This is a genomic window from Nonomuraea sp. B10E15, assembly GCF_039871615.1.
In the GTDB taxonomy this organism is placed as follows: domain Bacteria; phylum Actinomycetota; class Actinomycetes; order Streptosporangiales; family Streptosporangiaceae; genus Nonomuraea.
Genome location: NZ_JBDPMB010000008.1, coordinates 48,311 through 73,312, shown reverse-complemented (window position 1 = coordinate 73,312; position 25,002 = coordinate 48,311). Strand labels below are relative to the sequence as shown.

At 69.5% G+C, this 25,002-nt stretch carries 25 protein-coding genes and 1 tRNA gene; 16 read left to right on the top strand and 10 right to left on the bottom strand.

Going from position 1 to position 25,002, the window contains the following annotated elements:
• Positions 1 to 27 precede the first annotated feature (27 nt).
• Positions 28 to 633, bottom strand: coding sequence for a transcriptional regulator (locus ABGB14_RS23290; RefSeq protein ID WP_347645934.1), 606 nt, complete (start codon positions 631 to 633; stop codon positions 28 to 30).
• A gap of 23 nt (positions 634 to 656) precedes the next feature.
• On the opposite strand from ABGB14_RS23290, the gene ABGB14_RS23285 reads away from it, so the two are divergent.
• A complete protein-coding gene (locus tag ABGB14_RS23285; RefSeq protein WP_347645933.1) occupies positions 657 to 1,319 on the top strand; it encodes a GPP34 family phosphoprotein in 663 nt (220 codons plus the stop codon).
• Between the two features lie 5 nt (positions 1,320 to 1,324).
• On the opposite strand, the gene ABGB14_RS23280 is transcribed toward ABGB14_RS23285, so the two are convergent.
• Positions 1,325 to 2,590 carry an LCP family protein gene (locus ABGB14_RS23280; RefSeq protein ID WP_347645932.1) on the bottom strand — a complete coding sequence of 422 codons (1,266 nt, stop codon included), beginning with the start codon at positions 2,588 to 2,590 and terminating at the stop codon, positions 1,325 to 1,327.
• A 292-nt stretch (positions 2,591 to 2,882) separates the two neighbouring features.
• On the opposite strand from ABGB14_RS23280, the gene ABGB14_RS23275 reads away from it, so the two are divergent.
• Together ABGB14_RS23275 and ABGB14_RS23270 are read left to right on the top strand one after the other, a co-directional pair.
• On the top strand, positions 2,883 to 4,229 hold the full coding sequence (locus ABGB14_RS23275; RefSeq protein ID WP_347645931.1) for a hemolysin family protein: 1,347 nt from the start codon (positions 2,883 to 2,885) through the stop codon (positions 4,227 to 4,229).
• Positions 4,226 to 5,242 (top strand): hemolysin family protein, encoded by a 1,017-nt coding sequence (locus tag ABGB14_RS23270; RefSeq protein WP_347645930.1) that lies wholly within the window; start codon positions 4,226 to 4,228, stop codon positions 5,240 to 5,242. Before ABGB14_RS23275 ends, ABGB14_RS23270 begins: the two co-directional genes overlap by 4 nt.
• A 441-nt stretch (positions 5,243 to 5,683) precedes the next feature.
• Here the strand turns inward: ABGB14_RS23270 and ABGB14_RS23265 are convergent.
• Positions 5,684 to 5,766: transfer RNA gene (locus ABGB14_RS23265), tRNA-Leu, on the bottom strand.
• Positions 5,767 to 5,965: 199 nt separating this feature from the next.
• Here ABGB14_RS23265 and ABGB14_RS23260 point away from each other — a divergent pair.
• The 7 genes from ABGB14_RS23260 (at position 5,966) to pknB (ending at position 14,706) form a co-directional block, all read left to right on the top strand.
• A complete protein-coding gene (locus tag ABGB14_RS23260) occupies positions 5,966 to 6,706 on the top strand; it encodes a DUF3662 and FHA domain-containing protein (protein WP_132630681.1) in 741 nt (246 codons plus the stop codon).
• Between the two features lie 17 nt (positions 6,707 to 6,723).
• Positions 6,724 to 7,194 carry an FHA domain-containing protein gene (locus ABGB14_RS23255; protein ID WP_132590700.1) on the top strand — a complete coding sequence of 157 codons (471 nt, stop codon included), beginning with the start codon at positions 6,724 to 6,726 and terminating at the stop codon, positions 7,192 to 7,194.
• Complete coding sequence (locus ABGB14_RS23250) at positions 7,191 to 8,489, top strand: Stp1/IreP family PP2C-type Ser/Thr phosphatase (protein WP_347645929.1); 1,299 nt, start codon at positions 7,191 to 7,193, stop codon at positions 8,487 to 8,489. Before ABGB14_RS23255 ends, ABGB14_RS23250 begins: the two co-directional genes overlap by 4 nt.
• Positions 8,490 to 9,908: an FtsW/RodA/SpoVE family cell cycle protein gene (locus tag ABGB14_RS23245; protein ID WP_347645928.1), complete on the top strand. Its 1,419-nt coding sequence runs from the start codon at positions 8,490 to 8,492 to the stop codon at positions 9,906 to 9,908.
• Positions 9,905 to 11,365 (top strand): penicillin-binding protein 2, encoded by a 1,461-nt coding sequence (locus ABGB14_RS23240; RefSeq protein ID WP_347645927.1) that lies wholly within the window; start codon positions 9,905 to 9,907, stop codon positions 11,363 to 11,365. Before ABGB14_RS23245 ends, ABGB14_RS23240 begins: the two co-directional genes overlap by 4 nt.
• 21 nt (positions 11,366 to 11,386) lie before the next feature.
• Positions 11,387 to 12,757 (top strand): protein kinase, encoded by a 1,371-nt coding sequence (locus ABGB14_RS23235; RefSeq protein ID WP_347645926.1) that lies wholly within the window; start codon positions 11,387 to 11,389, stop codon positions 12,755 to 12,757.
• An 83-nt stretch (positions 12,758 to 12,840) separates the two neighbouring features.
• Positions 12,841 to 14,706 (top strand): Stk1 family PASTA domain-containing Ser/Thr kinase, encoded by a 1,866-nt coding sequence (pknB, locus tag ABGB14_RS23230; protein WP_347645925.1) that lies wholly within the window; start codon positions 12,841 to 12,843, stop codon positions 14,704 to 14,706.
• 138 nt (positions 14,707 to 14,844) lie between these two features.
• On the opposite strand, the gene ABGB14_RS23225 is transcribed toward pknB, so the two are convergent.
• The 3 genes from ABGB14_RS23225 to ABGB14_RS23215 are packed head-to-tail and all read right to left on the bottom strand — an operon-like array spanning position 14,845 to position 16,191.
• Entirely contained in the window at positions 14,845 to 15,417 is a 573-nt protein-coding gene (locus ABGB14_RS23225) for a gamma-glutamyl-gamma-aminobutyrate hydrolase family protein (RefSeq protein WP_347645924.1), read from the bottom strand.
• Positions 15,414 to 15,572 (bottom strand): hypothetical protein, encoded by a 159-nt coding sequence (locus tag ABGB14_RS23220; RefSeq protein WP_347645923.1) that lies wholly within the window; start codon positions 15,570 to 15,572, stop codon positions 15,414 to 15,416. Before ABGB14_RS23220 ends, ABGB14_RS23225 begins: the two co-directional genes overlap by 4 nt.
• A 1-nt stretch (position 15,573) precedes the next feature.
• Positions 15,574 to 16,191, bottom strand: coding sequence for a class E sortase (locus tag ABGB14_RS23215; protein ID WP_347645922.1), 618 nt, complete (start codon positions 16,189 to 16,191; stop codon positions 15,574 to 15,576).
• 157 nt (positions 16,192 to 16,348) lie between these two features.
• Between ABGB14_RS23215 and ABGB14_RS23210 the strand changes: the two genes are divergently transcribed.
• Positions 16,349 to 16,594, top strand: coding sequence for a cell division protein CrgA (locus tag ABGB14_RS23210; protein WP_132590961.1), 246 nt, complete (start codon positions 16,349 to 16,351; stop codon positions 16,592 to 16,594).
• Between the two features lie 35 nt (positions 16,595 to 16,629).
• On the opposite strand, the gene ABGB14_RS23205 is transcribed toward ABGB14_RS23210, so the two are convergent.
• On the bottom strand, positions 16,630 to 17,493 hold the full coding sequence (locus tag ABGB14_RS23205) for a rhomboid family intramembrane serine protease (protein ID WP_347645921.1): 864 nt from the start codon (positions 17,491 to 17,493) through the stop codon (positions 16,630 to 16,632).
• A 178-nt stretch (positions 17,494 to 17,671) separates the two neighbouring features.
• Positions 17,672 to 18,211, bottom strand: coding sequence for a peptidylprolyl isomerase (locus ABGB14_RS23200; protein ID WP_347645920.1), 540 nt, complete (start codon positions 18,209 to 18,211; stop codon positions 17,672 to 17,674).
• 221 nt (positions 18,212 to 18,432) lie between these two features.
• Between ABGB14_RS23200 and ABGB14_RS23195 the strand changes: the two genes are divergently transcribed.
• The 3 genes from ABGB14_RS23195 to ABGB14_RS23185 all read left to right on the top strand — a co-directional run bounded on the left by ABGB14_RS23195 (position 18,433) and on the right by ABGB14_RS23185 (position 21,221).
• Entirely contained in the window at positions 18,433 to 18,870 is a 438-nt protein-coding gene (locus ABGB14_RS23195) for a hypothetical protein (RefSeq protein WP_347645919.1), read from the top strand.
• Positions 18,871 to 19,062: 192 nt separating this feature from the next.
• On the top strand, positions 19,063 to 19,476 hold the full coding sequence (locus ABGB14_RS23190; protein WP_347645918.1) for a hypothetical protein: 414 nt from the start codon (positions 19,063 to 19,065) through the stop codon (positions 19,474 to 19,476).
• A gap of 164 nt (positions 19,477 to 19,640) precedes the next feature.
• Complete coding sequence (locus tag ABGB14_RS23185) at positions 19,641 to 21,221, top strand: hypothetical protein (protein ID WP_347645917.1); 1,581 nt, start codon at positions 19,641 to 19,643, stop codon at positions 21,219 to 21,221.
• 84 nt (positions 21,222 to 21,305) lie between these two features.
• Here ABGB14_RS23185 and ABGB14_RS23180 read toward each other — a convergent pair whose 3' ends face one another.
• Positions 21,306 to 21,740 carry a hypothetical protein gene (locus ABGB14_RS23180; RefSeq protein ID WP_347645916.1) on the bottom strand — a complete coding sequence of 145 codons (435 nt, stop codon included), beginning with the start codon at positions 21,738 to 21,740 and terminating at the stop codon, positions 21,306 to 21,308.
• 124 nt (positions 21,741 to 21,864) lie between these two features.
• Between ABGB14_RS23180 and ABGB14_RS23175 the strand changes: the two genes are divergently transcribed.
• Together ABGB14_RS23175 and ABGB14_RS23170 are read left to right on the top strand one after the other, a co-directional pair.
• Complete coding sequence (locus ABGB14_RS23175; protein WP_347645915.1) at positions 21,865 to 22,536, top strand: response regulator transcription factor; 672 nt, start codon at positions 21,865 to 21,867, stop codon at positions 22,534 to 22,536.
• On the top strand, positions 22,533 to 24,068 hold the full coding sequence (locus ABGB14_RS23170) for a HAMP domain-containing sensor histidine kinase (RefSeq protein WP_347645914.1): 1,536 nt from the start codon (positions 22,533 to 22,535) through the stop codon (positions 24,066 to 24,068). The genes ABGB14_RS23175 and ABGB14_RS23170 overlap by 4 nt, the downstream gene beginning before the upstream one ends.
• Here the strand turns inward: ABGB14_RS23170 and ABGB14_RS23165 are convergent.
• The gene (locus ABGB14_RS23165) at positions 24,047 to 25,000 is read right to left on the bottom strand and encodes a GNAT family N-acetyltransferase (protein WP_347645913.1); all 954 of its coding nucleotides are present in this window, start codon (positions 24,998 to 25,000) and stop codon (positions 24,047 to 24,049) included. The genes ABGB14_RS23170 and ABGB14_RS23165 overlap by 22 nt on opposite strands.
• Positions 25,001 to 25,002 lie beyond the last annotated feature (2 nt).

The following is a 25,002-nucleotide window of genomic DNA, read 5'->3' as shown; positions in this document are numbered from 1 at the left end:
CGCCACGCCGTCCACAGCCTGTGGATGCTACGGCACGCTCCAGAAGGCCAGCTCGTGCGCCATGCCCTCCCTGAACTTCGCCTCCGCCCGCGCCGGGTCCGGGTCAGCCTCGTCGATCATCTGGGCGATGCGTACGGCGAGCGCGGCGAACCCGGGATCGGCGTACGTGTCCACCCAGGCCCGATATCTCGGCTCAGTAGGCGGATTCTCCGCCAATATCTGCCCGAGGGTCGAATATCCCCACATACACGGGTAAAGCGCCGCCAACCCCTCCCCGTACGACGCCGCCGACTCCAGCAGGAACCCCGTGTACGCCGCACACGCCGGCCCTTTCACCGCGCCCTCCAGGTCGGCCCCGAACTCCGCCGACAGCGACCTGTGCAGGTTCAGCTCGTCGTGGTACGTCGCGTGCGCCAGGTCCACCAGGTCGCCCAGATGCGGGTCGGGCGCCTGCCAGGCCAGCCGCGCGAACACCCGCACATAGTCCAGCAGGAACAGGTAGTCCTGCTCCAGCCACGACCTGAACACCGGTTCCGCCAGGTCGCCGCGGCCGATCCCGATCACCGTGGGATGGTCGAGCTGCGCCTGCAGCAAGGGACGGCCGATGGCGTGCAACTTCTCCGAAATGCTCATGGCTGGGAGGTTAGTGTCGGAAGATGACTGTGACGATCGCCGAAGAGTTCCTCCTGCTGTCCTACCGGGACGACAAGGGCACCCCGCTCATCGACTCCACGCGACTCGACTCCGCGCTCGCCGGCGCGCTCCTCGCCGAGCTCGCCGTGGCCGGGCGGCTCGAGTTGTCCGACAAGAAGGTGGCGGTCACGGACCCGAGCCCGCTCGGCGACGCGGAGCTGGACGCCACGCTGACCCGCATCGCCACCGAGGGCAAGGCCAGGAAACCCGCCTGGTGGGTGCAGCGGCTGAAGACGGGCAAGCTGCGCACGCGCCTGCTGACCAAGCTGGCGGAATCGGGCGTGCTGGCCGAGGAGCGCGGCAGGGCCCTCGGCATCTTCCCCGTCACCCGCTGGCCGGAGGCGCACCCCGGTGTCGAGGCCGACGTGCGCGAGCGGGTGTCGGCCGTGCTCGCGGGCGCCACCCCCGACCCCCGCACGGCGGTGCTGATCGCGATCGCGCACGCGGCCAGGCTGGACCGCAAGGTCTTCCCCGACGCGGACAAGCAGCGGATCAAGGAGATCTCCGAGGGCGCGTGGACGGCCGACGCCGTCGCCAAGACCATCGCCGCCATCAACGCGGCCACGATGGCCGCCATCAGCGCCGCGACCGCCGCTGGCGCTGCCGGCAGCGCCAGCGGCGGCTGACGACGTCAGCGGGCGTCGAGCACGCTCTTCGGCACCGGCTTGTCCTCCTTCAGCGCGTTGAACAGCGCCAGCGCCTTCTGCCGGTCGGACTTGACGGCCACGCCGCCGTTGGGGAGGTTCTCGTTGCCGCCGAACGGCACCACCGTCGTCACCGGGCTGTCGCCCATGGCGAGCCCCAGCGAGAGCAGGTCGAAGGCGCCGGTGCTCGAATCGACGGTCACCGCGTCCGTGGCGCTCATCGCCAGCGGGATCGACGTGAACGGGTTGATGAGCACCCCCGGGCTGGCCGCCTTCTTCACCACCGCCGCGAGGAACTGGCGCTGCCGCTTGGTGCGCTCGTAGTCGGGCAGCGCGCCGCCCTTGCGCGTGCGTACGTAGCCCAGGGCCTGGGCGCCGTCGAGCACCTGCTTGCCCTTCTTCAGCTTGAGCCCCGCCTTGGGGTCGTTCACGGCGGCCGTCACGTTCATCTCGACCCCGCCCACCGCGTCCACGATGTCGACGAACCCGGCGAACCCGATCTCCATGTAGTTGTCGACGCGCAGGTCCGTGACCGTCTCGATGGTGCGGACCAGCAGCTGCGGCCCGCCGTTGTAGGCGGCGTTGAGCTTGTCGCGCTGCTTGCCGTAGATGGTGACGGCCAGGTCGCGCGGCAGGCTGACCAGCGTGGGCGGGTCGTCGGTGTCGGGGATGTGCAACAACATCATCGAGTCCGTACGCTGCCCGACGGCGCGCCCCGTGGCCAGCTTCTTGCGCTGGGCCTTCGACAGCCCTTTGCGGCTGTCGGAGCCGACGAGCAGCCAGTTGGTGCCGGGGCCGTCAGGGGGGCGCTCCTCGTAGTCGGCGAGCACGTCGTCGATGCCGCCCAGCCTCGAGTCGATCCAGAAGAACATGCCGACGGCCGCGACCAGCAGCGCGACCAGGAGCCCCGCGACGATCTTCACGATCGTCCTGCCCGAGAGCCTCTTGCGAGGTTCCCTCGGCTCCTGCCCGCCCCTCGACCTCAACGGCCGGACGGGACCGCCCCCGCCGCCGGAGCGCTGCCTGCCGTACACGCGCCCGCCCGACCGGCGCGGCTCGGAGCCGGGCGGGCCCGGCGGCGGCTCGGGGATCTGGGAGGCGGCAGGAAGCTTGTGGGTGGGCGCGCCCGGCCCGCCCGCCGGGAACCGGTGCGCGGGAGCGCCCCCTGAGCGCGGGACGTCGTTGGGCCGCGGTGGCAGCGGGCGGCCGTCGCCCGGCGAGCGCATGGCCCGCGTACGGTCGTCCTCAGACACTTCGCCTTCTCCCCTTTGCTTCGTACATAGACGCTACGTCCAACCCCCCGGCAGTGAAGGCGTTCGGTCAAGGATTTCCCACGGAAAAGTACACAGAACCAGCCGACCGTAACGGTGGAGCCGGGCCGCCGCCAAACCGGCGACGGGTCCTTGCGCGGGCTCGGGAAACATAGAGGCCATCGGCATCGTTACGGTTAGGGACGACCTCTATCGAAGGGATGATCGTGTCCGCTCCGGACTCGTGGAGTCTTTGCCCGTGCTCAGGCACGGGTTCCCCTGAAGGCTCACTGCGGTGAGCGCTTATCTCGGGCTGCTGTCCCTCATCCTCCTCACGGCGGCGACCGGCTATTTCGTCGCCCAGGAGTTCGCCTTCGTCGCCGCCGACCGCGGCATCCTGCGCGAGCAGGCCTCCGCCGGTGACACCGCCGCCGAGAGGGCCCTCCAGGTGACGTCCCGCCTCTCCTTCATGCTCTCAGGCGCGCAGCTCGGCATCACGGTCACCGCGCTGCTGGTCGGGTTCCTGGCCGAGCCGGCGATCGCCGTGATCGTACGCCCGTGGCTGTCCGACTGGGGGCTTCCCGACGGCATGATGACCGGCGTCTCCGTGGCCATGGGCGTGTTCGTGGCGACCGTGGTGCAGATGGTGCTCGGCGAGCTGGCCCCGAAGAACCTCGGCATCGCCAGGCCGGAGGCGGTGGCCAAGTTCCTGGCCCGCTCGACGCTGGCCTACCTCACGGTGGTGGGCCCGGTGATCCGGTTCTTCGACTCGGCCGCCACCGGGCTGCTCAGGCGGGTCGGCATCGAGCCCGTGGAGGAGGTCGAGCACGGCGTGACGCCCGAGGAGCTCTCGCGCATCATCGCGGAGTCGACCCAGGCGGGCGAGTTGCCTCCCAAGCTGTCGGAGCTGCTCGAACGGGCGCTGGAGTTCGGCGACCGCAGCGCGGAGGAGATCATGGTCCCGCGGCCCCGCGTGGTCGCGCTGCGCGACGGACAGCCCATCTCCGATTTGCTCGACGCCATGCGCGCGTGCGGTCACTCCCGCTACCCGGTCCTCGCCGAGGACGGCGACGTCGTCGGCGTGACGGGCGTGCGCGAGCTGCTCACCTCCGGCCTGGAGGAGGGCTCGATCTCCACGATCACCCGCCCCGCGCTGCTGGTGCCGGCCTCGGTGCCGCTGCCCGCCGTACTGGAGAGAATGCGGGTGGCCAAGGACGACGTCGCCTGCGTCATCGACGAGTACGGCGGCCTGGCAGGCGTGATCACCGTCGAGGACCTTGCGGAAGAGCTGGTCGGCGAGCTCGTCGACGAGAACGACCCGGAGCCGGTCGGCGCCCTCGAACACCCGGGCGGCGTCTGGGAGGTGCCGGGCAGTCTCAGGCTCGACGAGGTCGAGCGGGCCACCGGCGTGGCACTGCCGGAGAGCGACGACTACGACACGCTCGCCGGGCTGGTGCTGGCCAAGCTGGGCAGGATGCCCGAACAGGGTGACACGGTCACCGTCCCGATCAAGCCTGACACCGACCCGTTCACCGAGGACGTCGAGGAGCACCTGGCGGAGCTCACGGTCATGTCACTCAACCGCAGAGTGCCGGAGTGGGTGCGGCTGGCTCCTGCGCGACACGCGGAGGCCGCCCGATGAGCATGATCATTCTGAGCCTGGCGCTGCTGGCCTTCAACGCGCTGTTCGTGGCCGCCGAGTTCGCCTTCGTCTCCTCGCGCCGCCACCGCCTCGAGGAGATGGCCTCGGGCGGCAACCGCCTGGTCAGGCTCACCGCGAAGTCGGCGGTGCGCGGCGGCCGCCAGCTCTCCCTCATGCTGGCCGGCGCCCAGCTCGGCATCACCCTGTGCACGCTGGGCCTGGGTCAGGTGACCGAGCCGGCGATCGAGCACTATCTGGAGCCCGTCTTCGCCATGGCGGGCGTCCCTGAGGGCCTGCGCCTCCCGATCGCCCTGACCCTGTCCCTGGCCCTGGTGACGTTCCTCCACATGGTGATCGGCGAGATGGCCCCCAAGTCCTGGGCGCTGACCCACCCGGAGCGCGCGGCGCTCCTGCTGACCCTGCCGTTCCGCGGCTTCACGTGGCTGATGCGCCCTCTGCTCTCGGCGCTCAACGGCCTGACGAACGTCATACTCCGCCTCTTCGGCGTCAAGCCGAGGGACGAGCTGGCGACGACCAGGACGCCGCGCCAGCTCGCCATGCTGGTGGGCGAGTCGGGCCGCATGGGCCTGCTGGACAGGGAGGAGCACGACCTCCTGACCCGCGCCCTGCGCCTGGACGACGAAGGCATCGAACGCCTGATGACCCCCATCGCCCAAGCGGCCAAGGTCGCCCCCACGGCCAGCGCTTCTGAGATCAAGCAGACAGCGGTGGCCACGAACCACCTGCGCCTCCTGGTGGAGAACGAGTCGGCCCTGGAAGGCGCCCTGCACGCCAGGGACGCCCTGCTCAACCCCGGCAAGACGGCACGCGAGCTGGCCAGGGAGGTGCCGAGGCTCCGCAGCACCACCCAGATCCCCGAGGCGGTGACGGCCCTCCAGGAGGCCAGAGCCCACCTCGCCCTGGTCACGGACCAGCAGGACGCGGTCATCGGAATGGTGAGCCTCACGGACCTGGTGGGCGAACTCCTGGACACCAGAACCAAAGCAGCCTGACTGTGAACTAAAACACACACCAACGGTCAAGCGACCAGAAAGCATCTTGCAACCACCAAGGCGTACGGTCCCGAGAGCCCCCATCACCGACAGATTCTCGAAAAGGAAGACCCCGACCCTTGCGATCCGCAACGAGCTTCGCCAATGTGGGTCTGCACAAAAGAACCCAGGAACACCACCGGACACCCACAGGGGAAGGCCGGACACCACCCACAGAGGGAAGGCCGAACACCACCCACGAGGGGAAAGGTCCGACACCACCACAAAAGGCCCTGGTCGACCACCAGCCACAACGGGGTTGTGATGGGGGCCCGGGGGTCTCCCCCGGGAGCGCCAGCGACCTGCCTGGGGGTCCGGGGGTTATCCCCCGGGAGACACGACGAGGGGACCCCAGGGAGCAACGCCTGAAAGGCTTGCGACCAAGGATCCCCTGTCAACGAGTGGGCGAGGAGGGATTTGAACCCTCACGTCCTTTCGGACACACGGACCTGAACCGTGCGCGTCTGCCGTTCCGCCACCCGCCCTTGTGGGTGCGGAAAGAACAGTAGCACGGAACAGTCACTGGTACTGAACCCGGATACGATCGCATAAGACACGGGAGCGGAGGAGCTGGGCGCGACAGCTGACGAGCGCCAGGGACGCCGTGAAGTGGAACGAGCGGAGACCGGGCGCCACGGGCGCCTGGGGGCCGCGATCATATGCACGGAGGAAGGGAGGTACCCGGTGGGAGTCCTTCAGCGCTTCGAGCGAAGGCTCGAAGGCTTGGTTGAGGGAGCCTTTGCGCGGGCGTTCAAATCTGACCTTCAGCCGGTCGAGGTCGCCAGCGCGGTTCAGCGGGAGATGGATGAGCGTGCGGCGATCGTCGCCCAAGGCCGCACACTCGTGCCCAACGACTTCGTGGTTGAGCTGTCCACGACCGACAGCGAGCGGCTTGAGGTCTACGCCGACAGCATCAGCCACGAACTGGCCAACCTCGCCAGGGAGTACGCCAAGGAGCAGGGCTACTCCTTCGTGGGACCGGTCCGGGTGCGTTTCGAGACGGCCGGCGACCTGGCTGTCGGGCTGTTCCGCATCAGGTCAGGCGTCATCCGCGGCGCCACGGTGGAGCAGGACGAGATTCGCCACCCGGCGAGCGACCTGCCTCCGTCGAGGCCGCACGCGTTCCAGGGGCGGCCCAGGCTGCTCGTCTCCACCCAGGACGACCCGCAGGGCGACCGTTCCTACGAGCTCACCACTCCGGTGACCTTGCTGGGCAGGGGCACCGACTGCGATCTTCGTCTGGTCGATCCGGGCGTTTCGCGTCATCACGCGGAGCTGCGTGTCGAGGGCCAGCTCGTGGCTCTCGTCGATCTCGGGTCGACGAACGGCACTTTTGTCAACGGCCAGCCGGTACGCAGGATCGAGCTCCAGAACGGCACGCGAGTGACGTTGGGGCGCACGACTCTGGTGTTCCGGCGCGATTAGAGGTAGACAGACGGTCCATGTCCGAGCTCACGCTGCTGCTGATCCGGCTCGCCTTCCTGGCGGTGCTGTGGTTTTTCGTCATTGCCGCAGTCGGCGTGATCCGGACTGACTTGTTCGGTTCACGCACGGCTCCCGCGGGCCCACGCAAGGGCGTGAAACCCGCCAAACCCGTGGCCAAGCCCAAGAGCAAGAAGGGTGAGCCACGCCAGCTCGTCGTTACCGGTGGCCCCCTGCAAGGCACCACCATTAACCTCACGGAGACGCCCATCACCATTGGCCGGGCGAACGACGCCACGCTGGTAGTCAGCGACGACTACGCATCCAGCCGGCATGCCCGGCTCTTCCCTCAGGACGGTCAGTGGATCGTGGAAGATCTCGGTTCGACGAACGGCACGTATCTCGACCGCTCGAAAGTCACCCGCCCGACCCCGGTGCCGCTCGGTGTTCCGATCCGCGTCGGCAAGACAGTCATTGAATTGCGCAAATGACCATCGCACTCCGCTACGCCGCCCGCTCGGACGTCGGCCTCCTCCGTGAAGGGAACGAGGACTCGGCGTACGCCAGCGGCCGCCTGCTCGCCGTCGCCGACGGCATGGGCGGGCACGCACACGGCGAGGTGGCGAGCTCAGTCGCCATCGACGCCATGGCCTCTCTGGAAGAGGCTCAACAGGGGGGTGACCTGCTCAACGCCATCGAGGCAGCCGTACGCGACGCCAACCGCAAGCTGCACGAGATGGTGGGGCGGGATCCCAGCCTCAAAGGCATGGGCACGACTCTCACAGCCATGCTCTGGCACGGCACCCAGGTCGCTTTGGTGCACGTCGGCGACTCGCGCGCCTACCTGCTCAGGCGCGGGGAGCTCTACCAGATCACCCATGACCACACTCTGGTCCAGCAGCTCGTCGACGACGGGCGCATCACGCCGGAGGAGGCGGCCACGCACCCGCAGCGGTCGATCCTGCTGCGCGCGCTCGACGGCAGCGGCGAGGTCGATCCCGACCTCACGCTCCGCGAGGCGCAGGTGGGCGACCGCTACCTCCTGTGTTCCGACGGCCTGTCGGGCGTGGTGAGCGCGGAGACGATGCACGCCACGCTCACCAACATCGACGATCCTGAAGAGGTCGTCCGCCAGCTCATCGACCTGGCGAACCGAGGCGGCGGGCCCGACAACATCACGTGTGTGCTGGCCGACGTGCTCGAGATCACCGATGGGCAGCAGGTGCCGGCCGACGCCGCCGTCGTGGGCGCCGCGGGCATGAACCGCCTGCGGGGCGCCGCGCAGGAGGCGGAACCGCCGGGGCGAGCCGGCGCGGTGACCGCACCCCAGCCGGTGATCGCGGACGACGGTGACTTCGACGAGCCGGTCGCGCAGGCGACCCGCCGGTCGGGCCGCCGTCGTCTGTGGCCCGTGCTGGTCACCGTGCTCGGCATCGGAACGCTCGCCGTCGGTGTCGGCGGTTACTTTGGATACCAGTGGACCCAGGACCAGTTCTTCGTCGGTGCGAGGGGCGACGAGGTGGTCGTGTTCCAGGGGATCAAGGTCGAGGTGGGCCCCTTCCAGCTCTTCGAGGTCTCGCGGCCCACTGGCCGGCAGCTCTCCCAGCTGTCGGAGGCGGATCAGGAGCTCATCAAGAGCACCTTCCCCGTCACCACCGTCGACGAAGGCATCACGAGGATCAACGCGTTGAAGTTCTCCGAGGACCAGCAGAGCGAAACGTCCCCGTCAGCCACCACGTCGCCCACGCCGACCGCGAGCGCGACCAAGACGAAACAGCAGCAGTAGATGAGCGAAGTCGCCGCCGAACCGGTCCCGATGCCGGCCAAGCGCCGCGGGGCTCAGCTGGTCATGCTCGCTCTCGCGGTGCTGATCGTCATGGGCGCGTACGCCAACGTGGGCCTGGCGGTCGACGGCCAGATCCCGGCCGGCATGCTGACGTACGGGCTGGGCCTGGGGGCTCTGATGCTGGCCGCCTACGCGGTGCTGGCGAAGTTCGCGCCGTGGGCCGACCCGCTGATCCTGCCGCTGGTGACGGTGATCAACGGCCTGGGCCTGGCGATGATCTACCGGCTGGAGTCCGCCGGCATGGGCGGCGCGTCCTCGACCAGCCAGATCATGTGGACGGGCCTCGGCGTCGTGATGTTCTCGGCCACCCTGATCGTGCTGCGTGACCACCGCATGTTGCAGCGCCTCACCTACACCGCGGGCGCGGTCGGCCTGGTGCTGCTCGCCATCCCGGCGGTGCTGCCAGGCTCGCTGAGCGAGGTGCAGGGCGCCAAGATCTGGATCCGCATCGGCGGTTTCTCCATCCAGCCGGGCGAGTTCGCCAAGCTGGCGCTGGTCGTCTTCTTCGCCGGCTACCTGGTGGCCAAGCGTGACGTGCTGGCCCTGGCCGGCCGGCGACTGCTCTTCATCGACCTGCCGAGGGCGAGAGACCTCGGTCCCGTCCTCGCCACCTGGGTGCTCAGCCTGCTCGTCCTGGTCTTCGAGAAGGACCTGGGCACGTCGCTGCTGCTGTTCGGCACGTTCGTCGCGATGCTCTACATCGCCACCCAGCGCACGTCGTGGGTCCTGATCGGCATCCTGCTCTTCGTCGGCGGCGCCTTCCTCGCCGGGCAGGTCTTCGACCACGTCGGCGCGCGTTTCGACTCGTGGCTCGACCCGGCCAACCCGATCTACTACGGCAACGACGCCGTCTGCCAGACGGATCCGCCGAGCGACGCGATGTGCGGCAAGAGCTACCAGATCATGCAGAGCCTGTTCGGGTTCGGCGCGGGCGGCATCCTCGGCACCGGCCTGGGGCAGGGCCATCCCGAGCTGATCCCGCTGTCGTTCTCCGACTTCATCTTCGCCGCGACGGGTGAGGAGCTGGGCCTGACCGGGCTGATGGCGCTGCTCATGCTCTACGCCCTGGTGGTGCAGCGGGGCCTGCGCACCTCGCTGGCGGCCCGTGACCCGTTCTCCAAGCTGCTCGCGGGCGGCCTGTCGTTCATCCTCGCCTGGCAGGTGTTCATCATCGTGGGCGGTGTGACCAACCTGATTCCCCTGACCGGCCTGGTGACGCCGTTCATGTCGCAGGGTGGCTCGGCGCTGCTGGCTAACTGGATCCTTATCGCGCTATTGGTACGCATGTCTGATGCGGCGCGTAAGCCTCCTCCTCAGGCGATCCAGAACGAAGGGATGACGCAGGTGTTCCAGCGATGAACAGCACGCTCAAGCGCACGGCCGTGGCCTGCCTGGCCATGTTCGCGCTTCTGATGATCAATGTGAACTACCTGCAGGCCGTGAGGGCAGAAGGCCTGAGCACCGATGCCCGTAACACCCGTAACTACTACGACCGTTACGCCATCGAGCGCGGCCGCATCACCGCCGGCGGCAAGGTGATCGCGCAGTCCGTCGAGACCGACAGCACGCGGTTCAGGTTCGTCAGGAAATACCCCGAGGGCGAGCTCTACGCGCACGTCACCGGCTTCTTCTCGCCGGAGAGCGCGAGCGCCATCGAGGGCACCCAGAACAAACTGCTCGACGGCTCCAGCGCCGACCTGTTGCTGAGGCGGAGCATCGACCTGTTCACCGGCGAGCCGACCAAGGGCGCCAACGTCGAGGTCACGATCGACCCCAAGGTGCAGAAGGCCGCCTACGACGCGCTGCGCCAGAGCGGCAAGCGCGGCGCCGTCGTCGCGCTCGAGCCGAAGACGGGCGCGATCCTCGCGATGGTGTCGCTGCCGACCTACGACCCCGCCGAGCTGTCGCTGACCGACAAGAGCAAGGTTTTCCCGCGCTACGACGAGCTGGCCAAGCAGAAGAACCAGCCGCTGCTCAACCGCACCATCGACCGCACCTACCCGCCCGGCTCGACGTTCAAGGTCGTGACCATGGCGGCCTACCTCGAGGACGACACCTCACGGGGGCCGCAGACCACCGTGGAGGCGCCGCAGCGGCTCCCGCTGCCCAACACGAACATCAGCCTGCCCAACTACGGCGGCGCCGCCTGCGGCAGCGGCCAGGTCACGCTGGTCTTCGCGCTGGAGAGGTCGTGCAACACGCCGTTCGGCAAGATGGGCATCGACCTGGGCTACGACAAGGTGCAGGAGCAGTCGGTCAAGTTCGGCATGGGCGAGCAGCTCGCGATCCCGATGCCCGTGGCCCAGAGCGACTTCGGCCCCCGTGAGGACGAAGCGGCCGTCGCGATGGCCTCCATCGGGCAGCGCAGCAACCAGATGACGCCGCTGCAGATGGCCATGATCTCCGCGGGCATCGCCAACGAGGGCACGGTGATGAAGCCGTACCTCGTGAAGAAGGTCACCGACGCCCAGGGCGACTCGATCGAAGAGGCCGAGCAGGAAGAGCTGAGCGAGGCGGTCAGCACCGAGACGGCGGCCAAGCTGCGCGACATGATGGTGAGCGTCGTCAGCAACGGCACCGCCAACCGGGCGCAGGTGCCGGGCGTCCAAGTAGCGGGCAAGACGGGCACCGCGGAGACGTCCGACAACCAGCCTCCGCACGCCTGGTTCATCTCCTTCGCGCCGGCCGAGGATCCCAAGGTGGCCCTGGCGGTCATCGTCGAGTCCGGTGCGGCCAACGTCGGCGCGGAGGCCACGGGCGGCGGCACCGCCGCGCCGATCGGCAAGGCCGTGATGGAGGCGGTGCTGAACAAGTGAGAGACGGTAACCTGCTGGACCATGCGGCTCCGTAACCGCTACCTCCTGATCTCCCGCATCGCCACCGGCGGTATGGGAGAGGTCTGGCGTGCCCGCGACGAGCTGCTCGGGCGCGAGGTCGCGGTGAAGATCCTGCGCAGCCACATCCACGCCGACCCCACCTTCCGCGAGCGGTTCCGCAACGAGGCGCGGCTCACCGCGGCGCTGGCCGACCCCGGGGTGGCCCAGATCTTCGACTACGGCGAGGAGAGCGACCTCGCCTATCTGGTGATGGAGCTGGTGCAGGGCGAGCCGCTGTCGGCCATCCTGGCGCGCAACGGCGCGCTCGGGGCCGAGGTGGCGCTCGACGTCGTGCACCAGACCGCCAGGGCGCTGCACGCCGCCCACTCCTCCGGGATCATCCACCGCGACATCAAGCCCGGCAACCTGCTGGTCACGCCCGAGGGCTCCATCAAGGTGACCGACTTCGGCATCGCGCGGGCGCTGGAGGCGGCGCCGGTGACGCAGACGGGCACGGTGGTGGGCACCGCCCAGTACGTCAGCCCTGAGCAGGCGCAGGGTTTCCCGCTCACGCCCGCCACCGATCTCTACTCACTCGGCGTGGTGGCCTACGAGTGCCTGGCGGGGCGCACGCCGTTCCGCGGCGACACCCAGGTGGCGATCGCCCTGCAGCACCTCAACGAGCAACCGCAGCCGCTCGGTGTGGACGTTCCCTCGCAGGTGCGCGCGCTCGTCATGGCGCTGCTGGCGAAGGAGCCGGGCCAGCGCCCGGCCACGGCGCTCGAGCTGGCCGAGCGGGCCCATGCGCTGCGCGAGTCGCTGGCGGGCACCCGGTCCGGCGCCCGGTCCGGCGCCGACCTCAGCATGCTGACCGACCCGGGCGGCTTCCGCGTACGCGAGCCTGAGCCCGAGGACCAGCAGGCGACCGACCGCATCGCCCCGGCCACCGAGCCCCATGCCCCGCCTGCCCGCAGGCGCCGTAAGGGCGCCAGGGCGCTGGTTGTGGTCGCCACGGCGGGCTGCGCGGCCGCGGTCGGGCTCAGCGCCGTCACCTTCGCCAACCGGCCGCCGCCCGCGCCGACGCCTGACGTGGCCGAGCCGCGCGAGTCGCCGCCGCCGACGCCGCAGCAGGCCGAGCCCACGAAGAAAAAGCGCACCAAGCGGCCACCGGCGCTTCCGGTGAAGTCGCAGCGGCCTATACCCTCTCGGTCGGCTACCGTAAGCAAGTCGGCAACTCCCAGCAAGAAGCCGACGCCGAAACCGACCCCGACACGGACGACGCGGACCCCTACGCCCACGCCAACCCCGACGCCCACCACCACACCCACTACCCCGACACCCACCGCCTCGCCGGACCCGGGTGAGACAAACCCACCCAAGGAGCAGACGTGACGCGCAATGGGGTCGATGATGGACACCGGCGGCCCCCCGAGCAGGCCGGTACCCAAGATGAACGGTAAGGGACAGTGCAGGAAATGACTCAGCCTCGGCTACTCGGAGGTCGTTACGAGCTCGACGGTGTCGTCGGGCGCGGCGGCATGGCCGAGGTGTATCGCGCCCGAGACATCCGGCTGGACCGTATAGTCGCGATCAAGACGCTCCGGTCCGACCTGGCTCGCGACCACACCTTCCAGGCCCGATTCCGCCGTGAGGCGCAGTCGGCGGCCTCACTCAACCACCCTGCCGTGGTCGCCGTCTACGACACCGGCGAAGACGTCACCGACGGCACCCCCGTGCCGTACATCGTGATGGAATACGTCGACGGCCGGACGCTGCGCGACCTGCTGCGCCAGGATCGGCGGTTGCTCCCCGAGCGCGCGGTCGAGCTGGTCGACGGCATCCTGCGGGCCCTCGACTACAGCCACCGCGGCGGCATCGTGCACCGCGACATCAAGCCGGCCAACGTGATGATCACGAGGGCGGGCGACGTCAAGGTGATGGACTTCGGCATCGCGCGGGCCATGGCCGACTCCGCGGCCACCATGACGCAGACGGCCCAGGTGATCGGCACCGCCCAATACCTCTCGCCCGAACAGGCGCGGGGCGAGCGGGTCGACGCCCGCAGCGACATCTACTCCACCGGCTGCGTGCTCTACGAGCTGCTGACGGGCCAGCCGCCGTTCACCGGTGACTCGCCTGTCGCGATCGCCTACCAGCACGTGCGCGAGGAGCCGATCCCGCCCTCCCAGATCGACCGCGAGATCCCGCCGTGGGCCGACGCGATCGTGCTGAAGGCCATGGCGAAGGATCCTGCGCACCGCTATCAGAGCGCGGGCGAGATGCGGGCCGACATCCAGCGGGCGATGTCCGGCATGCCGGTCGACGCCCAGACGATGGCGATGACCGGCGACTACGGCCAGGGCACGCGCATGATGGCCTCGCCCCAGACGTCCGGCGGGCCGGCCACGCAGCGCAGCGGAGCCATTCCGCCCTACGAGTACGACGACGGCGACGGCGGCGGCCGGGGCGGCCGGCGCAGGGCTTCCAGCGGCGGTGGCGGCAACGCGGTCAAGACCGCGATGTGGATCATCATTCCGCTGCTGATCATCGGCGGGTTCATCACGGCCGGCTACCTGGTGTTCGGCTCCAAGGACACACCGGCCGAGACCCAGGTGGCGATTCCCGAGCTCACCACGCAGAAGGGCACGTTCGCCGAGCAAAAGCTCAAGGGTCTGGGGCTCACCGTCCAGACGGTGCAGGAGTTCAGCTCCGACGTCGAGAAGGGCACCGTGATCAGGACGGAGCCCGCCCCGGGCACCAAGGTCGACAAGGGCTCCAGCGTCCAGCTGTTCGTGTCCAAGGGCACCGAGCGGGTGAAGGTGCCCGACGGCCTCGTCGGCCAGCAGCAGGCCGATGCCATGGCGGCTCTGGAGGCGGCAGGGCTGCGCGGCACGGTCAAGACCCGAAACTCCACCAAGGAGCAGGGCACGGTCATCGACACCCGGCCGAAGGCCGGCGAGTCGCTGGAGAAGGGCGGCACCGTCACCCTCTACGTGCCGAAGGACCTCGCCGAGGTGCCCAGCGTGATCGGGCTCACCCAGGAGGACGCGACCAAGCAGATCAGGGGCGCCGGGTTCAAGGTCAAGGTCTCCGAGCAGCCCAACGAGCAGCCCGAGGGCACGGTCATCCAGCAGAACCCGGGCGAGGGCACCAAGCTGCCGCAGGACACGACGATCACGATCGTGGTGTCCACCGGTCCCTCGGTCACCGACGAGGCGCCGCCCACGGACGACTTCCCGACGGACGATGTCCCGACGGATGACCCGCCGACCGACGACTTCCCGACAGAGGACGAGCCGCCGGCCGACGACAACCCGATCGGCGACGGCGGCTTCAACTGAGCCTCGCACGTGACAGGGCCGTCCATCCCCGAGGGGGGTGGACGGCCCTTCGTCATGTCGCGCACGCAAGAACGCCCCCGCCGCTCGGGGGCAACGGCGGGGACGCTCACTTGTCTGTCGCTCGCCGCGAGAGGTTTGTTACAGGATCCGGCGCAGCCAATTGCCCAGCAGGCGGTGGCCGTGCTCCGACAGCACGGACTCGGGGTGGAACTGGATGCCTTCGACGGGCGCCAGGCGGTGGCGCAGGCCCATGATGACGCCGTCGCCGGTGCGGGCGCTCACGTCGAGCACGTCGGGCACCGTGGCGGGCAGCACGGCGAGCGAGTGGTAGCGGGTCATCCGCACGGGGGAGGGCAGCGCCTCGAACACGCCCTGGCCGTCGTGGACGACGGCGCTGGTCTGCCCGTGGAAGAGCTCGGGCGCGCGGGCCACGGTGGCGCCGCAGGCGATGGCGATGGCCTGGTGGCCGAGGCAGACGCCGAGCAGCGGCAGGCCGCGCTCGACCGCGTGTCGGACCAGAGGAACGCTCACGCCGGCCGCCTCGGGCGTGCCGGGGCCAGGGCTGACGAGGACGCCGTCGAAGCCGTCGGCGTCGCTCACGTCCACGTCGTCGCGCGGCCGCACGTCGCAGTCGGCGCCCAGCTCGCGCAGGTACTGCACGATGGTGTGGACGAAGCTGTCGTGGTTGTCCACCACCAGCACACGGGTCATCTTCTGACGGTCACCTCGTCCAGCGTCACCACGGGCTCGAAGAGCGGGAACACCACGAACCAGAGTACGGCCACCGCCGCCGCGACCAGCACCAGGGCCGTCAGCACCCTGGTGCGCGGGGTGCCCGGCAACTTGCGCCAGAGCCAGGCGTACATGTCACTCCTCTCTCGGTTCGGTCTCCTTGAGCACGCCGTACACGATGAGGCGCTCGGCGGCCGAGTATTCGGGGTGGCAGGTGGTCAGGGTGATGAAGGCGCGCACGGGGCGGATGCCGGGCTTGCCGGGCACGGGGGCGAGCACGTCGACCTCGTCGGGCCGCACGATGTCCTGGGAGGTGACGCGGTAGGTGTAGCGGGCCTCGCGGCTCTCCACGACGATCTCGTCGTCGCGTTCGAGCTCGTCGATCTCGTTGAACGGGGCCGCGTACGTGGTGCGGTGTCCCGACAGCACGAAGTTGCCGACCTGGCCGGGCATGGCGCTGTCGGGGTAGTGGCCCGGGCCGCGTTTCAGGTGGGTGGCGCCGACGCCTTCGACGATGGCGTACTCGTAGTCGTGGCCCAGCCGGGGGATGCGCAGCACGGCGAGGGCCTGGCCCGGGCTGACCGTGCGCAGGCGCTCCTGCGCCGCCCGGTCGGCCGCCAGCTCGCGCTGGAGCAGCAGCTGCTGCCTCTGGGTGTAGGCGCCGGTGCCCCAGAGCAGGTAGGCGCAGAACAACATGAGGATGAGGCCCGCGGTGATGCTCGTCTCCCCCACGGCCCGGAGCATGGCCCGCATGCGATCAGGGTATTCCTGGACGATGCGGGCTCCAGGGATCGCCATGTCATGCGCGTGGCGACTATCCTTGGCACGCTCGCACTACTGTGCTTGAACTACGCTTACCGAAAGGCCTGTGGACGATCCGGAAGCCCAGGCCCTCAGCAGGAGTTACCCAGTGCCCAAGTCGAAGGCTCGCAAGAAGGCGGTTTACACCCCGCCGCAGAGGTCCCAGCAGGTCAAGGTCAGCCCCCGCTGGCTGGCGCCCACCATGGTCACGGCGTGGATCATCGGCATCCTGTGGATCGCCGTCTATTACGTCGCACCGACGACGCCCTTCATCGGCGACCTCCAGAACTGGAATCTGCTGATCGGGTTTGTTTTCATCATCTTCGGTGTGGTGCTTTCCACCCGCTGGCGTTAGTTCTTTCCACAGTCTTTTCCACAGCCTGGGGAAGCTCAGCTCATGGCCAGGATGGCCGACACCCTGACCAGCACGAGCACGGCCAGCAGGATCAGCGCTCCGCCGATCGCCAGCCCTTGCCACAGGGTCCTGTTGTTCTTGGGGGCGTAGGCCAGCGCCCCCGCCAGCAGCGAGCCCGTGATCAGCCCGCCGATGTGTCCTGTCCAGCTGATGTTGGGGAAGACGAAGGTGATCACCAGGTTGATCACGATGAGCACGGCGATGCCGCGCACGTCCATGTTGAGCTTGCGGCCCACCACGAACACCGCCCCGAACAGGCCGAAGATGGCTCCGGACGCGCCGACCGTGGGCTGGGCGATCGGGTCGATCCAGAGGCCGAGCACCGAGCCGCCGAGCGCGCTGATCAGGTAGAGGGCGACGAATCGGACATGGCCGAAGGCGCGCTCCAGGTAGGGGCCGATGACATAGAGCGCCCAGCAGTTGAACAGGATGTGGAACACGCCGCTGTGCACGAACGCCGCCGTGAGCAGGCGGTGATATTCGTCCAGCAGGGCCACGCCGGCGGGCCACATGGCCAGCTGCCTGGTGACCGTGTCGGTGAGATATTGGGCGCCGAAGACCAGGACGTTGATCACGAGGATCGTGTACGTCACGATCGGCGTGCGCACGATGCCGCCGCCGAAGGTGGACTTGGCCTGGCGGATGCCCTTGTTGCCCTCGGCCACGCACTCGGGGCACTGGAAGCCGACCGCCGCGTCACGCATGCAGTCGGGGCAGATGGGACGCTCGCACCGCTGGCAGCGTACCCAGGTCTCCTTGTCGGGGTGCCGGAAGCAGGTGGGCACCGCCTCAGCAGGCTGCTCGGGCTGCGGGGGCGGGCTCGGCGGCTGGCTGGTCATGACCGAAGCCTATGGCTTGTGCGGGGATGCCGCGTGACCGCCGCCCGAGGCCGGTGCGGACGTGCCGTGCGGGCGCCGGGCTGAGGCCGGTGCGGGCATGCAGCCGGCCGCGGGGCCCGCACCCCGGCGAGGCCGCCGCGGATCGGGCGGCCTCGAAGCGCCGGAGCGTGGTGCTGGGTCAGGCCGGGACGCGGTCGATGGTGACCGACTCCAGGACGACGTCCTCCACGGGGCGGTCGTTGGCGCCGGTGCGGGTCTTCGAGATGGCGTCGACGACGTCCCGGCCCTCGACGACCTCGCCGAAGATGGTGTGCTTGCCGTTGAGGTGCCGCAACGGCGCGTGGACCGTCACGAAGAACTGCGAGCCGTTGGTGCCCTTGCCGAAGCGGATGCCCGCGTTGGCCATGGCCAGCAGGTAGGGGCGGTCGAAGAGGAGCTCGGGGTGGATCTCGTCGTCGAACTCGTAGCCGGGGCCGCCGACGCCCTGGCCCAGCGGGTCACCGCCCTGGATCATGAAGCCGGAGATCACCCGGTGGAAGATCGTGCCGTCATAGTAGGGGCCGACGCCCTTCTCGCCGGTGCCCGGGTGGGTCCACTCGCGCGTGCCCTCGGCGAGCTCGACGAAGTTTCGCACCGTTTTCGGGGCCTTGTTGGGAAAGAGCTCTATTTTGATGGTGCCGCGATTGGTCTGCAGGTTAGCGATCAGCTTCTCAGCCACGAGACAGCTGCCCCCCTCTATGTACAGGGTCGATTCGTCATGTTCTGAGGACTATGGCCGTACGGCCTTTCCGGGCCATCCTCCCACGGACGGCAATGATTGAGCCGCCTTGTCCAGGGAAGGTCAGGCTCGGGCACCCAACGACAGGGGAGGTTGACGTGTCCCTGACAATGAAAAGACGCCGCGTGGTAGTGGAGATTCCCGCCACATGGGTGGGCCGAATGCGGGCCCAGGCCGTCCGTACGGGCCACCGTATGGCGCCGATGGCGGACCAGGCCAAAGTGGTCACCGCCCGGCGCATCGAGGACGCCCGCTACTGGGCGGCGCCGCGGCTGGAGTCCGCGGCACACGGGTTCGAGGAGCAACTCGCCCCCAAGGTCAGCCACATGCTGACCACGGCGGCCAGGAAGATCGACCCCAAGCCCGAGCGGTCGCGGCGATGGCCGATGCTCATGCTGCTGACCGGCCTCACGGTGGGGTCGATCGGCTACATGTTCTACCGCCGAAACGCCCAGCAGTGGACCGAACACATGAAGGACTCCGCTTCCGATGCGTCACGCTGGGTCAACGAGAGTGCGAACAAGACCGCGGAGTCGGCGGACCGGATGGCCACGAAGGCGTCCGACAAGGCGGATGAGGCGTCTCGCAAGATGTCCTGATCCCGCTGGGAAGCGCGCCCCCTGCCGGCTGGGGGCGCGCTTCCGTTGTGCCGGGGCCCGTCTCCGGTCGCCCATCCCTCGCATTCGGACATTCAGATGCGATGTCCAGGTGAGCCCAGTATGTTCCCGCGGGAACGGCGCATGACCCGCTCAACGGGCCTGAGGCCGCCGGCGATCGGCGAAGGGAAACACATGCAGATCCGTAGAACGCTCGGACTGGTCATGGCCGGCGCGACGCTTGCCTCCACCTGGCTGGTGGCCGGGGCCACATCGGCCAGCGCGGCCGGCCCGTGCGGCGCCGGCTACGCCAGGGTCGGCGTCTACGCCATCAACGGAGACGTCAAGAGGCACGGCACGATCGAGGTCTACTACAACGCCGGCAACGGCAAGAACTGCGCTCTCACCTACGGGTACGGGAGCTTCGCCAACGCGGAGAACTACAAGACAGCGAAGATCAGGCCCTCCGGCGGTTCCACCGACAACGACCACGGATGGTTCAAGTACTACGCCGGACCGGTGTACGCCAAGGCTCCGAGCAAGTGCATCGACGTTTACGGCGCGGTCGGCGGTGCGGGTCGCTGGCTGCGGGGCGTCCACTGCGGCTGACGCACATGGTGAACCGTCCGTGGTGGGGGTGGTTCGGCGTCGGTCTGGCGACCACCGGAGCGGTTACAGCGGTTTCGGCGTACGTGGCCTGGTGGTCGCCGCCTGACTGGCCATCGTTACCCGCCTCGTCCCCGGAGCCGCCCGGCCTCAGTATGGCGGCGCTCGTGCTGGGGATTCTGCTGGTCTGGTGGCTGGTCACCATCGTCAGGACGGTCCGCGGCACAGGCCGGCGCGACTCGTACGGCGGGCCGCAAGCCGACGAATGGCGTGTATCAACGCTGACCTGCGCCGCAGGACTTGTGGTAGCCGCCGTATTTCAGTGGATTGCGTTGAAGGGCGCCTTCGCGCTGGGTGAGCCGGGGGCGTCCGAGGCCGCCTTCACCACGGGCCTGACGGCGACGGCGGCAGGGTTCGCCGTGACAGCGCTCGCGTTCAGACCGGCGAAAAGAGGGCTCACCGGGGTGCTGGGCGGATCGGCCGTCGCGGTGGTGACAAGCGCAATCGTCCTGATCGCCGTCGTGGTGCTGCCCGTTGACGCCGGCACCACGACGAAAGCCGCCCCGCACGCGGCGGTGCCGGCTTCGGTGGGAAAGATCGCATGGCGGTGGCAGACCCCGGACGGCGCGCCCCCATATGACGTCGCCGTCGCGGGTGCCGGCCTGGTGGTGTGGGTGAGAAACGGCGTCGTGGCGCTGGACAGCGTCACCGGCCGGGAACGCTGGCACTACCGCCGGCCGGGAAGCTTCGCGAAAGGTTTCCGGGCGTCACCTGACGGGAGCACCGTTGCGATCCGCTTCACCCGGCGGACGGTGCTTCTGGACGCGTACACAGGGGTGGTCCTCTCCGAGCACTCGAAGGGGTGGGGAGATGAAGACCCGTGGCTGAACTCCACTGGTGTGGTCACCTCCAGCCGTGGACAGCCGCTCGCAACTCTGTGGCCCGGAACGCTCACCGGCTGGCAGCCGACCGCCTCTGAGCCCGCCTGGCACTACGCCCCGCCGCGAGATTGCTTGACCGGCAAGGACCGGGACGAGCACCAATTCCGGACGATGGCCCGGGACGTGTTCGCCCAGATCATCATCTGCGCTCCGCGGATCAAGCAGAAAACATATGACCTTGACTGGTGGTACGGGTCGAGCGCGTTCACCATCGCCGTACTCGGGCTGGATCCCGCTACCGGCGCCGAGGTGTGGCGGCATGAGCGGAAGGTGTCGGCCAGTCCGGAGAGCGTCGAGATCCGCCGATCTGGAGACGCCGAGGCCCTGTCGGTGGTCTGGGGCGAGCGCGAGGGCGTGGTGCTGGAGCAGGCGTCGGGAAAGGTCCTCGCCCGGCAGCGGGTGACCGGCTCGTTCAGTACAGAGGGCTTCCTCGACGTCGTGAACGGTAAGAACTACGACAAGAAGTGGACCTACCGCTGGAAGACGTTCGGCGCGGGTGGAGCGAAGCGGGTGTCGTTCTCCCTCGGAGGGCTCCATCGATCGCGCACCGGAGATCTTGAAACCGGGCACACACCGCTGGCCGACTCGCTGGCCGTGGCGTACCCGTCCTGGGAGAGCCGCACGAAGATGACCGTAACCGTGCTGGTCACCCCGTGGGACACGGCCGACACGGTGCGGGTCCCCATCGGCCTTCCCTGGGCGGGGCCGACGGGTTCCCTCCAGCCATACTCCCTGCGACTGCTGCGCGCGCCCGGCGCGTTGGTCGTCGCCCAGATGGCGAGCCCGGTCGTCACCGGCCTGGTTTGAGGGCCAAGGGGCCACACACGCCGTGCCGGGCCGAGGGCTGCGGCCCGGCGCCGGGCCGCAGCCGTCGTCAGCGGAGCGACCTGGTTACTCGGCCTTCTCGCACGAGATCCTAATGGTCTTGGCCACGCCCTTGGGTGCGTCGGCGTGGTCCCTGATCAACACTCCCTCTGCAGGCAGGGCGGGCGCCGCCACCGCGTAACCGTCCTCGACCCGCGTGTGCCGTTCCGCCTCGTCCTCGGGGCGCGGCAGGGCCTTCACCTCCGCGGCCGGGTCACCGTCCCGGAGCACCACCGTCTCCCCGGGCTCGGCCTTCCTGATCTCGCCGTCGGGGCGGGTCGCCTTGAATCCCTTCGCGGGCAGGGCCTTGGCCAGCTCGATGGTCTTGCCGTCGCTCGTCTTGCAGATCACCTTCGCGCCGGAGGTGGGGCGGGCGGGCTCGTCGGCCAGGGCCGAGCCGGCCAGCCCGGTCACGGCCAGGGTGGCAACCGCGGCGAGGACCGCGAGACGTCGCTTGAACATGGTTCTCCTCACTCGATGTCGATCGAACGCCCCCGATCGTGCTCGCGCGTACCTGAAGCGACCCTGAAGAGACCCGAAACGATCTTCAGGTTGGCTTTAGGTGCGCTGCGGCACTCTTGTGCGTGTGCGAGTGCTACTGGTGGAGGACGAGGAGCGACTGGCCGACCTGGTGAAGGGCGGCCTGGCCGGTGAGGGCTTCGCGGTGGACGTGGCGCACGACGGGCGCGACGGGCTCTGGATGGCCACCGAGAACACGTACGACGTGATCGTGCTCGACGTGATGTTGCCGAGAATGAACGGCTACGCCGTCTGCTCCAAGCTGCGCGAGGCGGGCGACTGGACGCCGATCATGATGCTCACCGCCAAGGACGGCATCTACGACGAGGCCGAGGCGCTCGACAACGGCGCCGACGACTACCTGGCCAAGCCGTTCTCCTACGTGGTGCTGCTGGCCAGGCTGCGCGCGCTGGTACGGCGGGGCGGGCGGGAGCGGCCCGTGTCGATCAGCGTGGGCGACCTGGTGATCGACCCCGCCGGGCTGCGCTGCCACCGGGGTGAGGCGGAGATCGCGCTGACGCCGAAGGAGTTCGCGGTGCTGCACGCGCTGGCGCGGCGGGCCGGCGAGGTGGTGTCCAAGAGCGAGCTGCTGGCCCAGGCGTGGGACTTCTCCTACGACGGCGACCCGAACATCGTCGAGGTCTACATCAGCGCCCTGCGCCGCAAGATCGACGGGCCGTTCGGCCGGACGACGCTCGTGACGGTACGCGGGGCCGGCTACCGGTTGGAGGCGGCGTGAAACGGCCGAAGCTTTCCTTCCCGGGGCTGTCGTCCTCGACGTCCTCAGAGTGGCCGGCCTCGGGGTTGTCGTCCGTACGGCTGCGGGCGACCGCTGCGGCGACGCTCGTGGTGGCGCTCGCGCTCGGCGTCGTCGCCCTGGGACTGGTCGCGGTGCTGCGGGGCAGCCTGGAACGCAGCGCCGACGCCGCGGCGGTCAGGAAGGCCGTGGAGGCGGTGCCGTACGCGCAGACCTTGTCGGTCGTACCCGCTCAAAAGGTGACACCGCCGGCCACCGGGTTCCACCCCGTGCAGGAAGCCACCGGGCCGACCACCGGGCCTCCCACCGAGCCGACCACCGGGCCTCCCGCGGACTCACCCGCCGGGCCGTCCCGCCCCGCGCGGAAGGCGGAGCCGAGCGGCGAGCGGCCGGTGGGCGCGGAGAGCACAAGAGAGCTGATCTACGCGAACGACGGCGCGGTGGTCAGGGTCGCCGACCCCGACGTCATGCTGACCAAGGTGAAACCCGCGCCCGCCGCGACCGTCGAGTGGGCCGAGCCGGGCCAGTACGCCATCGCCGGTGTCAAGGTGAGCACGGAGGCCGGCCCCGCGATGGTGTGGTCAAGGGTCTCCCTGGCGAGCGCCGAGGAAGCCCTGAACACGCTGTACGGCGCCCTGCTGCCCGGCATGCCCGCCGTGCTGGCCGTGGTGGCCGGGATGACGTGGTTCTCGGTGGGCCGCGCGCTGGCGCCCGTGGCCGCGATCAGGGCGAAGGTGTCCGACATCACGGCCCGCGACCTGCACCAGCGGGTGCCCGTACCTGATTCCAAGGACGAGATCGCCGCGCTGGCCACCACCGTCAACGCGACGCTCGACCGGCTGGAGACGGCGGTCGGCACCCACAAGAGGTTCGTCGCCGACGCGGCCCACGAGCTGCGCAGCCCGATCGCCACCCTGCGCGCCCGGCTGGAGCTGGCCGAGCGGAGCGAGCTCACCCAGGAGGCGCTGGCCGACGTCGAACGCCTGCAGTCCCTGGCCGCCGACCTGCTCATGCTGGCCAAGCTGGACGCCGGTGAGCCGCCGCGCACGACGGAGCTGGACCTGGGGCAGGTGGCGGCCGAGGAGTCGCTGCGGGTCAGGCGGCGGCCCGACGTGCGGGTGGAGCTCGACGTCGAGCCCGACGTGGTGATGAAGGGCTCGCGTGCGCATCTCGACCGCCTGGTGACCAACCTGGTCGACAACGCGGTCCGGCACGCCGCCTCCACCGTGCGGGTGGGGGTGCGCGCCGAAGGTGATCAGGCGGTGCTCGAAGTGGCCGACGACGGGCCCGGGATCCCGCCGGAGCACAGGGAGGCGGTCTTCGACCGGTTCACCCGGCTGGACGAGGCCCGCGCCCGTGACGCGGGCGGGGCCGGGCTCGGGCTGTCGATCGCCCGCGACATCGCCGCCCTGCACGGCGGGACTCTGGTGTACGAAGACGCCGGATTTATCGCGAGATTTCCCTTGACCCCGGCCCAGGCCGCGAACGCGGGTCAGGACACGGAGCGAACATAGACGGTGCAGCGGCGCGTGACGGCGAAGCCCGACCCGGTGTAGACGCGGACCGCTCCCGTGGGGTTGTGGGCGTCGACGCCGAGCCCGGTGCTGGTGTAGCCCTGGGCGGCGAAGGCGGACAGGGCGTGGGCGATCAGCGCGCTCGCCACGCCCTTGCCGCGCCACTCCTTCAGCGTGCCGACGATCTGGATCCAGGCCTGGCGCTCACCGGTCAGGGCGAACTTGTGGTCGAAGAAGTGGGTGACCAGCACGCCCACCGGCTGGTCGCCGGCCATGGCGACGAACGTGGCCTCGGGGACGAAGTTGCGGGAGCCGGTCAGGTTGTGGCGCCAGCTCTCGGGGGTGTGCGGCACGCTGCCCCAGTGATCGCGGAACGCCTCGTTGCGCACGTGGCGGGCCCCGTCGTCGAGCTCGGGCGACCAGGCGGCGATCGACACGCCCTCGGGCGGGCGCGCCGAGGGCAGGTCGCCGGTCACGGACCGCTCCATGCGGGCGAAGAAGCGCGCGGCGGTGAACCCGGCGCCCTCCGCGAGCACCCGCGTGCCGGGCCGGTCGTCGAAGACGTCGAACGAGATCTCCACCGGCACACCGGGATGAACCATCGCGCCCACCTCGGGCGCCGCCCGCAGGCTCCAGTCGATGACCCGCCGGCCCAGCCCTCGCCTGCGGCAGGCCGGGTGCACGCCGCCCCACAGCTGCATCAGGTGCACGTCGCCGGCGGACTGCCGGGCCGGGAGGCAGCCGAAGGCGACGATCCGGTCGCCGTCTCTGGCCGCCAGCGTGCCCTCGGCCATGTCGAGCAGGCGGGAGGAGAGCCGCTCCGCCACGTCGTCGGCGCTGTAGACGGCGCCGGTCATGTCCTCGGCCTCGATGGCGGCCCAGAGCTCGGCCAAGGGCCGGGCGTCCTCCCGTGTCAGCGGTCCCCACTCCATGC

Coding starts and splice junctions, on each gene's coding strand:
- ABGB14_RS23290 (WP_347645934.1), bottom strand. CDS start 633: ATGAGCATTTCGGAGAAGTTGCACGCCATCGGCCGTCCCTTGCTGCAG.
- ABGB14_RS23285 (WP_347645933.1), top strand. CDS start 657: ATGACTGTGACGATCGCCGAAGAGTTCCTCCTGCTGTCCTACCGGGAC.
- ABGB14_RS23270 (WP_347645930.1), top strand. CDS start 4,226: ATGAGCATGATCATTCTGAGCCTGGCGCTGCTGGCCTTCAACGCGCTG.
- ABGB14_RS23255 (WP_132590700.1), top strand. CDS start 6,724: ATGTCCGAGCTCACGCTGCTGCTGATCCGGCTCGCCTTCCTGGCGGTG.
- ABGB14_RS23250 (WP_347645929.1), top strand. CDS start 7,191: ATGACCATCGCACTCCGCTACGCCGCCCGCTCGGACGTCGGCCTCCTC.
- ABGB14_RS23245 (WP_347645928.1), top strand. CDS start 8,490: ATGAGCGAAGTCGCCGCCGAACCGGTCCCGATGCCGGCCAAGCGCCGC.
- ABGB14_RS23240 (WP_347645927.1), top strand. CDS start 9,905: ATGAACAGCACGCTCAAGCGCACGGCCGTGGCCTGCCTGGCCATGTTC.
- ABGB14_RS23235 (WP_347645926.1), top strand. CDS start 11,387: ATGCGGCTCCGTAACCGCTACCTCCTGATCTCCCGCATCGCCACCGGC.
- pknB (WP_347645925.1), top strand. CDS start 12,841: ATGACTCAGCCTCGGCTACTCGGAGGTCGTTACGAGCTCGACGGTGTC.
- ABGB14_RS23225 (WP_347645924.1), bottom strand. CDS start 15,417: ATGACCCGTGTGCTGGTGGTGGACAACCACGACAGCTTCGTCCACACC.
- ABGB14_RS23220 (WP_347645923.1), bottom strand. CDS start 15,572: ATGTACGCCTGGCTCTGGCGCAAGTTGCCGGGCACCCCGCGCACCAGG.
- ABGB14_RS23215 (WP_347645922.1), bottom strand. CDS start 16,191: ATGCGGGCCATGCTCCGGGCCGTGGGGGAGACGAGCATCACCGCGGGC.
- ABGB14_RS23205 (WP_347645921.1), bottom strand. CDS start 17,493: ATGACCAGCCAGCCGCCGAGCCCGCCCCCGCAGCCCGAGCAGCCTGCT.
- ABGB14_RS23195 (WP_347645919.1), top strand. CDS start 18,433: ATGCGGGCCCAGGCCGTCCGTACGGGCCACCGTATGGCGCCGATGGCG.
- ABGB14_RS23190 (WP_347645918.1), top strand. CDS start 19,063: ATGCAGATCCGTAGAACGCTCGGACTGGTCATGGCCGGCGCGACGCTT.
- ABGB14_RS23180 (WP_347645916.1), bottom strand. CDS start 21,740: ATGTTCAAGCGACGTCTCGCGGTCCTCGCCGCGGTTGCCACCCTGGCC.
- ABGB14_RS23165 (WP_347645913.1), bottom strand. CDS start 25,000: ATGGAGTGGGGACCGCTGACACGGGAGGACGCCCGGCCCTTGGCCGAG.